We start from the raw sequence: 14,936 nt of genomic DNA on the forward strand, positions 1-14,936 counted from the left end.
TTCGTTGCAGTCCGTGAAATTGCCGGCGGTGGCACGAAGTCCGCTGTATTTACAAAGGAAAATCAGCGCCTTCGGTCTGCGGGCCGGCGCCTGTCATGCTTTCTTCACAAAGCTCGCGCACAGTGCCGCTTCCGCGCGCTCGCGGGCCTACGCGCTGCATTGTGAAATCGGCGGGTGGATGCCTATAGTCGCCAGCGATGCCGCGGCCCACACATACCGGACCTTGCAAAGTAAAACCATGGACAAGCCGACTTTCCGTCAACACATTTCGAGCCAGTTCAATGCCGAGCTCGAGGACGTCCGCCAGCGCGTCATGGCCATGGGAGGTCTCGTGGAGCAGCAGATCATCGATGCGACCAGCGCGTTGATGAGTCTCGATGCCGAGCTGGCCGAGCAGGTCAGCCGCAACGACGCGAAGATCAATCAGATGGAAGTGACGATCGACGAGGAGTGCTCGCGCATCCTCGCGCGTCGTCAGCCGACCGCCAGCGACCTGCGTCTGGTCTACGCGATCATCAAGACCATCACCGATCTCGAGCGCATCGGCGACGAAGCCGGCAAGATCGGCCGCATGGCCAAGGATCTGGCCTCGCAGGAGCGCATCCAGGAAAACATGCGCGAGGTGCAGCATCTGTCGCGCCAGGTTTCGCAGATGGTGCGTGACGCCCTCGACGCATTCGCGCGCATGGACGTGATGGCGGCGCTCAATGTCGCGCGCCAGGATCGCGAGGTCGATCGCGAATACGAAGCGCTGCTGCGCCAGTGCATCACCTTCATGATGGAGGACCCGCGCACGATCCGACGCGTCATGGACATCATCTGGTGCGTGCGCGCGCTGGAGCGGATCGGCGATCACGCCAAGAACATCGCCGAGTACGTGGTCTACTTCGTCGAGGGCAAGGACATTCGCCACCTGACACTGGAAGCCGCGGAGCAGGAAATCCAGCAGCGCTGAGAGCTGCACGAAGACGCGCCGAGGCCGCGACCCTGTCGCGGCCTTTTTGTTGTGTTGGCCGTCGTTTGCCGCCCAGGGGCGGGGCGGGCGTTGCGAGCGGCGTCCGCCGGCGGTTGCGATCCGCGCTCGGTGCGATGGTCGTTCCGTGGCGCGAACGTCGTCATGGCGACAAGGCTGCAACGCACCGGCCGGGGCCGGTCGATCGGCACATGAGCCGATCCGGCTGCATCGCGGGACTGCGGTGAGCTGAGCGCCGTGCGGCTGGCGGCGGCGGGAGCGCCTGCCGAGCGATGCAGCGGCATCCGCCTCGCTGCCGTGGCGCGGCTGACGGTCATGCTTCGAAAAGCAGCGACACAACAAAAAGGCGGGCCCGAAGGCCCGCCTCCGCAGCGGTCAAACGTACTGCAGCGACCTCAGAACTTGAACTCGCCGAAGATGCCGACTTCGTCGGTCTTCTTGTCGGTGGCCGAGCTTCCGGTGTCGGTCTTGTTGCCCTTGTACGCCAGCGCCAGCGAGATGCCCTTGGCAGCAACGTACTGCACGCCGGCATTGTAGTACTTGACCTTGACGTTCGGCGCCAGGTCCTTGCTCGGCTTGGCATCGTCGTAACGGCCGAACACCGTGATGATGTCGGTGATGTCGTACGAAGCCCAGAACGAGTAACCGTCGGCCTTGTCTTCCGGGCCGCTCAGCACGGCGGTCTTGGAGAAGTTCTTGGCGGAGAAGTATTCGCCACCGAAGCGCAGGCCGTTGCCGACATACGAGATCAGGCCGTCATAGCGGCTCGCGGTGTTGTCCGCCGCGGTGACTTCATGATCCTGGCCGAGCTTGCCGTTGTAGAAACCGGCGGCGAGAGTCAGACCGTCGAACGGCTTGACGTCGGCGCGACCTTCGAAGTCCATGCGCTTGCTGCGGCTGCTGACGTTGCTGTAACCGGCGCCATTGACGATCGACACGGCGTAGTCAAACATCGAATCGCTGCCGCCGGCATGCAGGCCCCAGTCGGCCGAGTTGCCGAGACCGAGGCGATCGGTGGTGGTCGGCTCGACATAGCGGAAGCCGTACACGCCTTCCACGAACGGAATCCACGGCATGTCCGCCGAACCGGCGCGCAGCACGAACAGCGGGTCGAGCTTGGCCTGCACATAGGCCTTCTTGACGAACGGCTGGGACTTGCCATCCGACGAGCTGTACTTGAAGTCGGTCGTGAAGTTCATCGACCAGACGTCGTCCAGCTTGCCGTCGACGCTCAGGTAGAAGCGCGGCACGTCGACGCCGTAGCCCGTGGCGTCGGTCTTGTTGCCGCCGACCTTGTCCGTCTTGTCGGTCAGATCCATGTACATTTTGCCGCCGACCTTCACGTCGGAAGCATGTGCCCCAAAGCTGGCCGCGCCAATTGCGAGGGCCGCTGCTACCGCGGTGAGATTGTCACGCATGTTCAGAAAACTCCTTAAGGATTTGGAGACGCCCGGCATGACCGCGCGGCCTGGCTGAGCGATCCCCCCAAAGTCCAGGCGTGCGCAGTCTGCGAGCGTCACATGACGAGCCTGTTTCCGAAAGATGACAGTTCAGTGACGAGACAGGCGCTCGCTGATGGATTCGCGCGACGCGCCCCGAAGCGGCTGAATCCACTAAAATCCCGGCGATATGGCCGTCAAATCCCGCTCCCGTCTCGTCATTCTCGTTTCGCTGCTCGTGCTGGTTGCCAGTATCGGTGGTGCCATTTTCGCGGGCTACCTCGTCAAGCTCGATCGCGAGATACGCGAGCGCTTTGCCGGTGCACGCTGGGCGCTGCCGGCTCAGGTCTATGCGGCGCCGCAGGAGCTTTATGCCGGTCTGCCGCTCAACAGTGACGATCTGGTGCATGAATTGCAGCGGCTCGGTTATCGCCAGGACGCCAGGCTGGAAATGACCGGCACCTACAGCGCCGGCGCACAACATGTCGATGTCTATGCGCGCGGTTTCGATTTCTGGGACGGTGTGCAGGCGCCGGAACGCCTCGGCGTCAGCTTCAGCGGTGACGTGGTCACCGGCATCACCGACATCGACAAGAACCAGCCGCTCGATCTCGTGCGCCTCGACCCGATGCTGATCGGCAGCATCTATCCGAAGCAGGGCGAGGATCGCGTGCTGATCAAGCTCAGCGACGTGCCGCCCCTGCTGCCCAAGGGTCTGGTCGCGGTGGAGGATCACGGCTTCTATTCGCATTCCGGCATCAGCATCAAGGCGATCTTCCGCGCCGGCATCGCCAATCTGCGCGCCGGTCACGTGGTGCAGGGCGGCAGCACGCTGACCCAGCAGCTGATCAAGAATTTCTTCCTGACCAGCAAGCAGACCTGGAACCGGAAGTTCAACGAAGCGTCGATGGCGATGCTGCTCGAAAGTCACTACAGCAAGGACGAGATACTCGAGGCATACATGAACGAGGTGCACCTTGGCCAGGACGGCAGCCGCGCCGTGCACGGCTTCGGTCTCGGGGCGCACTTCTATTTCAACAAGCCTCTCGACGAGCTGCGCCCGCACGAGATCGCGCTGCTGGTCGGCCTGGTCAAGGGGCCGTCCTACTACAACCCACGGCGCAATCCGCAGCGGGCGACGGCGCGGCGCAATCTGGTGCTCGGCGTGTTCCGCGACGAAGGATTGATCACCGACGCCGAATACCAGGCCGATATCCAGTTGCCGCTCGGCGTGGTCGGCGGTCGTGGCGGCGGCGTCGAGCGTTATCCGGCGTTCGTCGAACTGGTGAAACGCCAGCTCGAGAACGACTACAAGGACGAGGATCTCACCAACGAGGGCCTGCGGATCTTCACGACGCTGGACCCGCGCGTGCAGGAAGTGCTGGAGACGCATATCGTCGAGCAGCTGCCGGAGATCGAGAAGTCACGCAAGATGAAGGCCGGCACGCTGGAGGCGGCAGGTGCGGTGACCAGCGCCGATCGCGGCGAGGTGCTGGCACTGGTCGGTGGACGCGACGTGCGTTTCCCCGGCTTCAACCGTGCGCTCGACTCGCGGCGGTCCATCGGTTCGCTGGCCAAGCCCTTCGTGTATCTGACGGCGCTCGAGCATCCCGAGCAGTACAACCTCGAAACCGTGATCGATGATGAACCGATCGAACTGAAACTGCCGGGTGCGCCGGTCTGGGCGCCGAAGAATTACGACCGCCAGTTGCACGGTCCGCAGCACCTGTACATGGCGCTTGCCCAGTCGATGAACCTGCCGACCGTGCGCCTCGGCCTGTCGCTGGGAGCGCCTGCCGTGCTCAAGACCATGCACGAAGCCGGCTATGACGGCGACGCCAAGGCATTGCCGTCGATCTTCCTCGGCGCGGTCGACGCCTCGCCGCTGCAGATGGCCGAGATGTTCGGCACCATCGCGTCCGGCGGCTTCCACGCCTCGCCGTCGGCGATCCGCGAAGTGCAGACCAAGGAGGGCAAGCCGCTGCAGCGCTATCCGCTGCAGATCAAGCAGGTGTTCGCCGACGGGCCGATCTATCTGCTGACCTGGGCGATGCAGAAGGTGATGACGATCGGCACCGGCCGTTCGGCCTATTCGCTGCTGTCGCCGGACACCGCCGTGGCCGGCAAATCCGGAACCACCGACGATTTCCGCGACAGCTGGTTTGCCGGTTTCGGCGCCGATCGCGTGACCGTGATCTGGGTCGGCCGCGACGACAACCAGTCGACCGGCCTGTCCGGGTCGTCGGGTGCCCTGCGTGTCTGGATGCGCGTGATGAAGGATCTGCACGTGCGCAGTCTCGACAACATTCCGCCGGCCTCGGTCGAGGAAGTGTCGATCGACCCGGACAGCGGTCTGCGCGCCGACGCGCAATGCGTCGATGCGATCACCGTGCCGTATCTGAGCAATGCCGGTCCGCAGGACTGGGCACCCTGCGCCGCGCAGGGCAGCCAGAACGGACCGATGCAGTGGCTCAAGGATATCTTCGGGCATTGATCGCAGGCCTCGGTGCGCCGCCGCGATCACCTGCCGGCGGCGGCGCACCGTTACAATGACGCCCGTCATTGTTCCCCCGGGATTCACACGTGCGCTCGAAGTTGATGGTGTTGTTCGCCGCGCTGCTGCTCGCGGCCTGTCAGACCACCTCCGGGACCCATCAGGTCTATCCCGGTTCGACGGGACCGGAAGGCGAACCGCTGCCACCGCCTCCGGGCCCCGTCGACGCCCAGCCGCTGCCGCCACCCTTGCCGGTGGTGCCGCCGCCCTTGCCGGACTATCCGAAGACCGCCGAGCAGATCAGCGGTGCGGCCGTCACATCGCTGATGAAGCGCGCACGCCAGTATCGGCAGGACGGGCAGCCGGATCAGGCCGCCGGTACGCTCGAACGTGCCCTGCGCATCGAACCGCGGAACTACTTCGTCTGGTCGGCGCTGGCGCAGGCGCATCTGGCGCAGAAGAACTACGCGCAGGCCGAGTCGATGGCCCAGAAATCGAATGCGCTGGCGCGCGGCAATATCTATGTCACGCTGGAAAACTGGAAGACCATCGCCGCTGCGCGCAACGGGCAGGGCGACGCCGACGGGGCGGCCGACGCGGCGGCGCAGATCGCTGCGCTGCAGGCGCGGCTCGATGCTGCCCAGCCCGACACGCCCTGATCGGCAGCGCCGGTCGGCGCCGCTGCGTCGCGGTGTCGCAGAGCAAGGAACGAGGGAGCTGATGGATCGGATGTCCCCGAGCGACGCGACGTGACGCCGGACGAAACCGCGGACCTGCTGGGCGGCAGCGGTCCGTTTGCCGATCTCGCCGGCTTTGCGCCGCGCCTGCCGCAGCAGCGCATGGCGGCTGCCGTGGCCGGTGCGTTCGAAAGTGACGCCAGCCTGATCGTCGAAGCCGGCACCGGCACCGGCAAGACCTATGCTTATCTGGTGCCGGCACTGATGTCCGGCAAGCGCACGCTGGTGTCGACCGGCACGCGTACCTTGCAGGATCAGCTGTTCCATCGCGACCTGCCGCGCGTGCGTGACGCCCTGCGCACGCCGTCGCGCGTCGCGCTGCTCAAGGGCCGCGCCAACTATCTGTGCCTGTACCGCATGAAGCGCGCGCGTGGCTTGCCGGCCTTGCGCTGGGCCTGGGATCGTCTGCGCACGATCGAGGACTGGGCACGACGCACGCAGTCCGGCGAGATTTCCGAGCTTGGCGAATTCTCCGGCGAAGACGGTCTGCTGCGACAGATCACCTCGACCGCCGACAACTGCCTGGGCAGCCGCTGCGAGGACTTCGAGAAATGCTTCGTTGCGCAGGCGCGGCGCAATGCGCAGGCGGCCGATCTGGTGGTCGTCAATCACCATCTGCTGCTGTCCGATTTCGTGCTCAAGGATCAGGGTTTCGGCCAGATCCTGTCCGGCAGTGATGCGATCATCGTCGATGAGGCCCATCAGCTGCCGGAGCTCGCGGCCGAATTCTTCGGCCGTCGCGTGTCGACGCGACAGCTGCAGGAGCTTGCGCGCGACGTGCAGGCCGAGGCCCAGGTGCATGGTGATCTGGCGGCGCTCGCCGAGGCGGCGCAGGTCTTTTCCGGTGACGTCAGCCGTCTCGAAATGCTGTTCGCGGGTCAGCCGCAACGTCAGCCGCTGGCCGGCTTTCTCGCCGATCGCGATCGCCACGGTGCGGCCGCGCAGGTCGGTGAATCGCTGCTGTCGCTGCGCGGCCTGCTGGCGCCGCTGGAGGAGCGCAATGCCGAGCTCTCGGCGGCGCTCGAACGCGCGGTCGGTCTGGCCGAGCGCTGGCGGCATGTGCTCGAAGTGCCGGACGAGGGTGGCCGCGAAGTGCGCTGGGTCGAAGCACTGCAGCGCGGCGGCAGTCTCAATGCCACGCCGATCGAGGTGGCCGAGGATTTCCAGCGTATGCGCGAAACCTATCCCGGCACCTGGCTGTTCACCTCGGCGACGCTCGCGGTCGGCGAGGACTTCGGTCATTTCCATCGTGCGCTCGGACTCGATGACGCCCGGACGCTGCGGCTCGACAGCCCCTTCGATTACATGCAGCAGGCGCGACTCTATCTGCCGCGCGATCTGCCGGAGCCGAACGATCCGGCCTATTCGGCGTCGGTCGCAGCCGCCGCCACGCCGGTGATCGAAGCCGCCGGTGGCGGCGCCTTCATGCTGTGCACGAGTCATCGCGCGCTGCGGCAGATCGCCGAAAGGCTGCGGGCGAGCCTGAGCTTGCGCGTGCTGGTGCAGGGCGAGGACAGCCGCTCGGCGCTGCTCGATGCCTTTGCCGACGACGGCAATGCGGTGCTGGTCGGCACCAGCAGCTTCTGGGAAGGGGTCGACGTCAAGGGAGCGGCGCTGCGTGTCGTCATCATCGATCGTCTGCCGTTCGCGGCGCCGGGCGATCCGGTTTTCGAGGCCAAGCTCGATGCCGTGCGACGTCGCGGCGGCACGCCATTCGTCGAACTGCAGTTGCCGGAGGCGATCGTCATGCTGCGCCAGGGCACCGGTCGCCTGATCCGCGATCCGGACGATCGCGGCTTGCTCATGCTCTGCGATCCGCGCATCGTCTCGAAATCCTACGGCCGTCGCGTGATCGCCAGCCTGCCGAAGATGCCGGTACTTCGCGAGCTGGCCGCCGTGCGGGAATTTCTGGCGACGCTGGCCCCACAGGCTGCGACGGACTGACCTGCCATGAACCTGCTTGCACTCGACACCGCCACGGAAGCCTGCTCGGTCGCGCTGCAGACCGGCAGGCAGATCTGCGTGCGTTTTGACGTGGCCGGGCGCAGCCACACCCAGCAGCTGGTGCCGATGGTGCGTGCGGTGATGGCGGAGGCCGGCATCGGCTTCGCACAACTCGACGGCTATGTCTGCGGCACCGGCCCCGGCAGCTTTGCCGGCGTGCGCATCGGCGTCAGTTTCATCAAGGGTCTGGCGCTCGCCCACGATCGTCCGGTGGTGCCGGTGTCATCGCTGCGGATGCTGGCGCTGCCGCCGATGCGCGATGGCGCGCAGCGCGTGCTGACGGCGATCGATGCCCGCATGGACGAGGTGTATTTCGCGGCCTGGCAGCGCGATGCCGACGGGCTGCCGGAGGCGATCGGCGAGGCCGTGGTGAGTGCACCTGCCGACGTCCCCGCACAGGCCGGCGCCTGGCATGCTGTCGGCAGCGGCTGGCAGGCGTACCGGGCCGCGCTGGAAGCATCGAGCGCCGCGACGCTGCTCGCCTGCGACGGGCAGGCTCTGCCGCGTGCCGCCGACGCGCTGGCACTGGCGCAGCCATGTTTCGCGAACGGACGGGTGATCGGTGCCGCCGAACTCGTGCCGCAATACCTGCGCAACAAGGTGGCCCTGACGCTCATCGAACAGCGCGCCCGTCGCGCGATGCCGACCTAGCATTGCATCTCGCGTCTGGAAGCGTGACGCCGTTTCAGGCACACTGCGCGTCCCTCGCGTTCCGCGGGGCTTCGATGGTGGCCCGTGCCGGCCCTCCGCGACGGAAAGCCGTGAACCCCGCCAGGCCCGGAAGGGAGCAACGGTGTCGGTGATGCCGGGCGCCGGAGCAAGCTGGTACGGGCTGCCGCCTTCGAGGACCGCGACGTCTTTCGACACGGTCGCGAGTTGGATGGATGCTTTATCCGGGTGTTGTCATCTGCCGACGCTTCGGTTCCCGATCTGACTTCTTGTTTTCGCCTTGTCGGCGAGGTTCCTTTCTTTGCTCGTCCAAAGAAAAGAAAGGACGCCCCGAGGACCGCAACCGCCGTGCGGGCAAGCCTGCGCCGCTCGGTGCGGCCCATGGCGACTTCGGCATCAAAAGCCTTGCCCTGCGCCAAAACGGCCCCGCCCCATTCGGATTGCGCCAGCAATCGCGCCATGCGACGTTGCGAGCCTTGCGCCTGGCGCCACCAAGCCCTGCGGCTCGTGCCTTGCCTGGCGTGATTGCTGGCAGCAACGCAGCGATCGTCCATCGCGTTGACAGGCCCTGGCCCTCTCCCGCGCGCGGGAGAGGGAACTGGTGCATGGGGTGAATCGAACCGCGCTTTTGCTCTTGACGTTCGGGCCCTTTGCGATGCGCCGAAAAGCACAGGCACGCCGGGGTTGTCCGTCGCTGACTGTCTGAGCGCTGCGCAGCAGCGCGAGTTCCAGCGACGGCCGGCGTGGCGAGCATCGCAGGGCATCGGTGCGCGGCACCGGCGCGGTAGCCAGGGTGTCGTTTCCTTTGATGACTTTGTCTTTGGACAAGCAGAGAAAAGTCGCTCGCACGGCAGGGCGAAATCAAAGCAGAGACAAGCGGCGACAGCCGGCTTCACCTCCCGCCGTCCAGCAATCGCTTCAGTGTTGCAACGCCGACCGCGATGCCTTGCGCTGTGCCCATCGCTCGCTCAGCCCTTCCATCGTCAGATAGAACGCCGGCGTGATGTACAGCGTCAGCAACTGCGACGTCAGCAGGCCGCCGACCACGGCGATGCCGAGCGGCTGCCGCGACTCGGCGCCGGCGCCGAGGCCAAGGGCGATCGGCAGGGTGCCGAGGATCGCGGCGAGCGTGGTCATCATGATCGGCCGGAAGCGCACGGTGCAGGCTTCGAGGATCGCATCGTGTGCCGACGCACCTTCGCGGCGTCGGGCGATCGCGAAGTCGACCATGATGATGCCGTTCTTCTTCACCAGCCCGACCAGCAGGATCAGGCCGACGAAGCTGAACACGTTCAGCTCCGAGCCGAACAGCCACAGCGAGATCAGCGCACCGATCAGGGCCAGCGGCAGTGCGGTGAGAATGGTCAGCGGGTGGATGAAGTGTTCGTAGAGGATCGCCAGCACCATGTAGATGACGACGATGCTGAACAGCAACAGCACCGGCAGATCGACCAGCGATTCCTGATAGGTCTCGGCGGTGCCGGAGAAGCTGCCGGAGACGTTGTCGGGCAGGGCCTGCGCGGCGAGCCGTTCGATGGCCGGCGTGACCTGGCCCAGCGAGACGCCGGGCAGCAGGTCGAACGCGATCGTCACGGCCGGCAGTTGCTGGTAGTGGGTGATGGCGACCGGGCCGACACTGCGGACGATGCGGGCGACGCTGCCGAGCGGGACCAGCTTGCCGTCGGCGGCCGGCACGTACAGCGCGCGCAGCGCGTCGATGTCGCGCTGGAAGCGAGGCTCCACCTGCAGGATCACGTCGTACTGGTTGGTGCTGGTGAAGATGGTGCTGATCTTCTGCGTGCCGTAGGCGGCGTACAGCGTGCGCTGGATGTCGGCGACCGAGACGTTCAGCGCCGCCGCGCGATCGCGCTCGATATGCACGTCGATCTGCGGATTGTTGAGTTCGAGATCGGTGTTCAGATCGCGCAGGCCGGCGATCGTCCCCATCTTTTCTTCCAGCGCTGCCGCAGCCTTGCCGAGCGCGCTGAAGTCGTCGCCCTGCAGCACGTATTCGTAGTTGCCGCTGCCGTGAAAGCCGCCGATGCGGATCGCCGGTCGATTCTGGAAATAGACCTGCAGCAGCGGAATGACCTTGACCGCCTTGCGCAGCTGCTCGATGGTCTGGTCGACGCTGTCGCTGCGCTCCGACAGCGGTTTCATGCGCACGATGATGCGGCCGCTGTTGGTGCTGGAGACGCCGCCTTGCGCCTGCCCGACCGAGGATTGCACGCCTTGCACGTTCGGGTTCTGCAGGACGATGCGCGCGAGGCGGCCCTGCATCTGGTTCATCTCGTCGAACGAAATGCCGTCCGGCGCCTGCACATTGGCGCTGAAGATGCCGGCGTCCTGCGGCGGAATGAAGCCGGTATGGACGATGCGGAAGGCGAGCAGGGTCGCGATCAGCGTCGACGCCGCGATCAGCAGCATCAGGCGGTAGTGGTGCAATGCCCAGCGCAGGCTGCGTTCGTAGACGGCGAGCACGGCGTCGAAGCCGTTTTCGATCCACTGGTAGAGGCGGCCGTGCGAGGGCAGCTCGTGATCGCGCAGGAAGCGCGAGCACAGCATCGGTGTCAGCGTCAGCGAGACCAGCGCCGACAGCAGGATCGCGATCGCCACGGTCATCGAGAATTCGCGGAACAGGCGGCCGATCAGGCCGCCCATGAACAGGATCGGGATGAACACCGCGACCAGTGCCAGGGTCATCGAGATCACCGTCGGACCGATTTCGCGGGCACCGAAGCTCGCCGCCTGCGCGCCCGGCATGCCGGCCTCGCGATGACGCGAGATGTTTTCGAGCACGACGATCGCGTCGTCGACGATGAAGCCGACCGACAGGGTCAGCGCCATCAGCGACAAGGTGTCCAGCGAGTAGCCGAACAGGTACATGATGCCGAAGGTGCCGAACAGCGACGACGGCAGCGCCAGGGCAGCGATCATCGTCGCGCGCGTGTCGCGCAGGAACAGGAAGATCACGCCGACCACCAGCACGATCGACAGCACCAGCGTCAGCTTCACGTCGTCGATCGACTCGCCGATGAAGTCGCTGCGATCGAACATGATGTCGACATGCGTGTCGCCGGGCGCCTGCTTTTCCAGCGCCGGCAGCAGGGTGCGCACGGCTCTGGCGATGCTGACCGTGTTGGTACCGGGCTGGCGCGAGACCGCGACGATGATCGACGGCCGGCCGTTGAACTCGGTCGCCTGCTTGTCGTCGGCGATGCTGTCGACGGCGCGGCCGACATCGCGCAGGCGCACGGGCGCGCCGTCGCGCCAGGCGATCACGGTGTTGTTGTAGGCGGTGGCGTCGCGCAGCTGGCCGTCGGCCTGCACGGTATAGCTGCGCTGTGCGCCGTACAGCGTGCCGCTCGGCTGGTTGCTGTTGGCGTTGTTGATGGCGTCGCCGACCTGCAGCAGCGACAGCCCGCGTGCGTTCAGCGCCTGCGGATTCAGGTACAGCCGAGCGGCATATTTCTTTGCGCCGTAGACCACGACCTGCGCGACACCGTCGACCTGCGAGAGGCGATCGGCGACGCGGGTTTCGGCGAAATCGTCGAGCTGCGTCAGCGGAATCGTCGTGGCGCTCATGACGATGTACAGGATCGCCGAGTCCGCCGGGTTGATCTTGCGCAGCGTCGGGTCCTGCGGCATGTCGGTCGGCAGTTGCCGCCGCGCCTGCGCGATCGCCGTCTGCACGTCCTGCGCGGCGGCGTCGATGTTGCGTTCGAGCGCGAACTGCAGCGTGATCTGGCTGGTGCCGACGCTGCTGCTCGAGGTCATGATGTCGACGCCGGGAATCTGCGAGAACTGGCGTTCCAGCGGGGTCGCCACCGTGGCGGCCATCGTTTCCGGATCGGCGCCGGGCAGGCTCGCGCTGACGCTGATCGTCGGGAAGTCGACGTTCGGCAGTTCGGCGACCGGCAGCGCGCGGTAGGCGAAGATGCCGAACAGCACCAGCGCCACCATCAGCGTGGTGGTCGCGACCGGTCGGCGGATGAAGATCTCGGAAACGCTCACGGTCTGGCCGCTCGCTCCTGCGCCTGCGCACGGGCCGCGTCGGCACTGATCACGTCGGTTCCGGGCTGCAGATTGTGCGGCGAGCGGGCGATGATGGTTTCGCCTTGCCTGAGGCCGCTGGCAACGACGACATCGGCGCCGACCTGGCGATCGACGACGATGGTGCGCAGCTGCGCCTTGTGGTCGTCGCCGACGACGAACACGTACTGGCCGTCGGCCCCCGGCTGCACCGCGGTTTCCGGCACCAGCAGCGCATCGGGTTGCACCGACAGGGTCAGGCTGACGCTGACGAATGCGCCGGGCCAGAGCTTGTGCTCGTGATTGTCGACCTCGGCCTTGAGCGTGACGGTGCCGGTGCTGGTGTCGACGGCGTTTTCGACGAACACCAGATGGCCGCTGGCGAGCAGTTGCTGCGGGTCGTCGCCGTGAACCTCGACCGGCAGCCGGCCCGCGGCAAGCGCCTGCTGCACGGCCGGCAGCTGGTCCTGCGGAATCGCGAACTGGATCTGCACGGTGTCGATTTCGTTGAGCACGACCAGCGGCAGCGCGTCGCTGCTGGCGACCAGGTTGCCGGTCCTGGCGCCGATGCTGCCGGTACGGCCGGCGATCGGCGCGCGGATCAGCGTGTAGCCGAGATTGATTTCGGCAGTCTGCACGTTCGCCCGATCGGCGAGCAGCCGCGCCGCGCCTTCGTCGGCGGTGGCACGTGCGTTGTCGTATTCCTGCGAGGTCACGTAGTCCTTGTCGACCAGCGGTTTCATGCGCTCGTACTGGGCCCTGGCCGCAGCCAGCGACGCGCGATCGACGGCGAGTTGCGCGCGTGCCTGCGCGAGCGTGGCTTCGTAGGGCGCCGGATCGATCTGGAACAGTTTCGCGCCGGCCGCGACCTCGTCACCTTCAGTGAAGAAGGTCTGCTTGAGCGTGCCGCTCACCTGCGTGCGCACGTTGACGGTGTGCGGGCTGACGACATTGCCCACTGCGGACAACTGCACCGGCGCCGCGCCGCTGCGCACTGTCGTCAGTTCGACGGCGGTCGGCGCGTGTGCGTGCTGCGGCGCTCCGCCATCGGCCTTGTGCCAGTGCCAGATCATGGCCACGACGATGACAAGAACGGCGATCATGGCCAGGCGGCGAACACTCACGGGGCAACTCCGTCGGTGGCGGCCGGCAGGCCGCCGGCGTCGTGGGCAAGCGTGGCGAGTGCCAGATACCAGTCCAGATACGATTGCACGTTGACCACGCGTGCCTGTGCGAGCGCCGCCTCGGTGCTCAGCACTTCGAGGATGTTCGACAGGCCGTTCCGGTAACGGGCGCGGATCGCGTCGGCCGCGCGCTGTGCCGATGCCAGTTGCGCGCGGCTGGCGTCGACATTGCCGTAGGCGGTCTGCAGGTTCTGCCAGGCCACCCAGACTTCCTGCTCGACTTCGAGCCGCAGGCTCTCGGTCGACGCATGCGCGCTGTCGAGCGCGGCGCGCGCGCCGCGGATCGCCGACTGCAGCGCGAAGCCCTGGAACAGCGGCACGCTGAGGGTCGCGCCGACGCTGAACGGGTCGCTGCTGCCGCGATCGGCGATGCGCGTGCGGCCGGCGCTGGCGTTGACGCTGAGACTCGGCAGGGCGCTGCCGCGCGCCGCACGCACGGCGTCGGCCGCGGCCTGTTCGCCGGCCTGCGCAGCGAGCAGCTCCGGCCTGGCATCGCGCGCGCGCGTCATCAGCTCGTCCAGACTCCGGGTCGGCAGTTCGATGGCGTCGGCCTGCGGATTCCAGTCGGCGAGCCGCAGCGACGTGTCGGGGCGATAACCGGCGGCAGCCGCGAGCGCGCCGTCGGCAATGCGCAGCTGGCCCTGGCTCCGCTGCAGCGTCAGCTGTGCAGCGGCGGCGGCACTTTCGGCCTGATAGACATCGGCGATCGTCGCCAGGCCGGCGGTGTGGCGTGTGCGGGCGGCGTCGAGATTGGCCTGTGCTTCGGCCAGCGCCTGCTGATTGGCGTCGACCAGCGCGCGGCTGCCGATCACCGTGTAGTAATTCGATTCGACCGTCAGCGCCAGATCCTGCAGGGTCTGGTTGAGGTTGTACTGCGCGGCGAGGCGCTGCGCCGCCGCCTGATCGATGCCGCCGCCGCGCGCGCCGAAGTCGAACAGCAGATAGCTGAGGCTGATGCTCGGCCCGTAGCGTGTCTGTATCGGCGCCGCGTCGCCGCTGGACGCGACCGAGCGCGAGCGCTGGCCGCTGTAGCTCGCGGTCAGGGTCGGCCACCAGCCGGCACGCGCGATCCGTTCGGCCGCCTCGGATTGCGTGACCGCGCTCCAGGCGATCGTCGTCTGCGGATTGTTGTGCAGTGCCAGCGCCGTCAATTCGGCAAGACTCAGCGCTTTGGCCGGCGGCGCATCGGCGGCGTGAACCGCGCAGCTCAGCCACATGCCGGTCAGGCCGGCCAGCGATAAAGCCAGAAGTCTCACGAAGAAAAGCTGCCGATATTCTGATTTGAATGGCGCGGACCATAGCATCGCCGCTGTATGGAGCCGCGAAACTGGCAGAAGTTTCATTTGCGCGGTGTCCGCGCTGGTATCCGCGCGGCTGATCTCCGACAATCAGGGCCGGCATTCT

General features: G+C 66.5%; 9 protein-coding genes and 1 other RNA gene. 6 read left to right on the forward strand and 4 right to left on the reverse strand.

Annotated features, from left to right (window positions below):
• Positions 1–238 precede the first annotated feature (238 nt).
• Positions 239–955, forward strand: a complete 717-nt coding sequence (gene phoU / locus G7Y85_RS15110; protein WP_166258974.1) for a phosphate signaling complex protein PhoU — start codon at positions 239–241, stop codon at positions 953–955.
• Positions 956–1,368: 413 nt separating this feature from the next.
• Here phoU and G7Y85_RS15115 read toward each other — a convergent pair whose 3' ends face one another.
• Entirely contained in the window at positions 1,369–2,391 is a 1,023-nt protein-coding gene (locus tag G7Y85_RS15115; protein WP_166258977.1) for a porin, read from the reverse strand.
• A 211-nt stretch (positions 2,392–2,602) separates the two neighbouring features.
• Here G7Y85_RS15115 and mrcB point away from each other — a divergent pair, with 211 nt between their 5' ends.
• The 5 genes from mrcB (at position 2,603) to ffs (ending at position 8,479) form a co-directional block, all read left to right on the forward strand.
• On the forward strand, positions 2,603–4,906 hold the full coding sequence (gene mrcB / locus G7Y85_RS15120; RefSeq protein WP_166258980.1) for a penicillin-binding protein 1B: 2,304 nt from the start codon (positions 2,603–2,605) through the stop codon (positions 4,904–4,906).
• An 89-nt stretch (positions 4,907–4,995) separates the two neighbouring features.
• Positions 4,996–5,565: a tetratricopeptide repeat protein gene (locus tag G7Y85_RS20680; protein WP_166258983.1), complete on the forward strand. Its 570-nt coding sequence runs from the start codon at positions 4,996–4,998 to the stop codon at positions 5,563–5,565.
• Positions 5,566–5,655: 90 nt separating this feature from the next.
• Complete coding sequence (gene yoaA / locus G7Y85_RS15130; RefSeq protein ID WP_166258986.1) at positions 5,656–7,587, forward strand: DNA repair helicase YoaA; 1,932 nt, start codon at positions 5,656–5,658, stop codon at positions 7,585–7,587.
• 6 nt (positions 7,588–7,593) lie between these two features.
• Positions 7,594–8,298: a tRNA (adenosine(37)-N6)-threonylcarbamoyltransferase complex dimerization subunit type 1 TsaB gene (gene tsaB / locus G7Y85_RS15135; RefSeq protein ID WP_166258990.1), complete on the forward strand. Its 705-nt coding sequence runs from the start codon at positions 7,594–7,596 to the stop codon at positions 8,296–8,298.
• A gap of 84 nt (positions 8,299–8,382) precedes the next feature.
• Positions 8,383–8,479: signal recognition particle sRNA small type (ffs, locus tag G7Y85_RS15140), an RNA gene on the forward strand.
• Positions 8,480–9,234: 755 nt separating this feature from the next.
• Here ffs and G7Y85_RS15145 read toward each other — a convergent pair.
• From G7Y85_RS15145 to G7Y85_RS15155, 3 genes are read right to left on the reverse strand one after another with little or no spacing between them, the layout of a single operon-like run.
• Positions 9,235–12,330, reverse strand: a complete 3,096-nt coding sequence (locus G7Y85_RS15145) for an efflux RND transporter permease subunit (protein WP_166258993.1) — start codon at positions 12,328–12,330, stop codon at positions 9,235–9,237.
• The gene (locus G7Y85_RS15150) at positions 12,327–13,472 is read right to left on the reverse strand and encodes an efflux RND transporter periplasmic adaptor subunit (protein WP_166258996.1); all 1,146 of its coding nucleotides are present in this window, start codon (positions 13,470–13,472) and stop codon (positions 12,327–12,329) included. The genes G7Y85_RS15145 and G7Y85_RS15150 overlap by 4 nt, the downstream gene beginning before the upstream one ends.
• Positions 13,469–14,788, reverse strand: a complete 1,320-nt coding sequence (locus G7Y85_RS15155) for a TolC family protein (protein ID WP_166258999.1) — start codon at positions 14,786–14,788, stop codon at positions 13,469–13,471. Before G7Y85_RS15155 ends, G7Y85_RS15150 begins: the two co-directional genes overlap by 4 nt.
• Positions 14,789–14,936: the final 148 nt, after the last annotated feature.

The sequence above is a fragment of the Solimonas terrae genome (genome assembly GCF_011067135.1).
In the GTDB taxonomy this organism is placed as follows: domain Bacteria; phylum Pseudomonadota; class Gammaproteobacteria; order Nevskiales; family Nevskiaceae; genus Solimonas; species Solimonas terrae.

Bases quoted from the DNA above. Each gene is read 5' to 3' on its own strand.
- mrcB (WP_166258980.1), top strand. From the start codon at position 2,603: ATGGCCGTCAAATCCCGCTCCCGTCTCGTCATTCTCGTTTCGCTGCTC.
- phoU (WP_166258974.1), top strand. From the start codon at position 239: ATGGACAAGCCGACTTTCCGTCAACACATTTCGAGCCAGTTCAATGCC.
- tsaB (WP_166258990.1), top strand. From the start codon at position 7,594: ATGAACCTGCTTGCACTCGACACCGCCACGGAAGCCTGCTCGGTCGCG.
- G7Y85_RS15115 (WP_166258977.1), bottom strand. From the start codon at position 2,391: ATGCGTGACAATCTCACCGCGGTAGCAGCGGCCCTCGCAATTGGCGCG.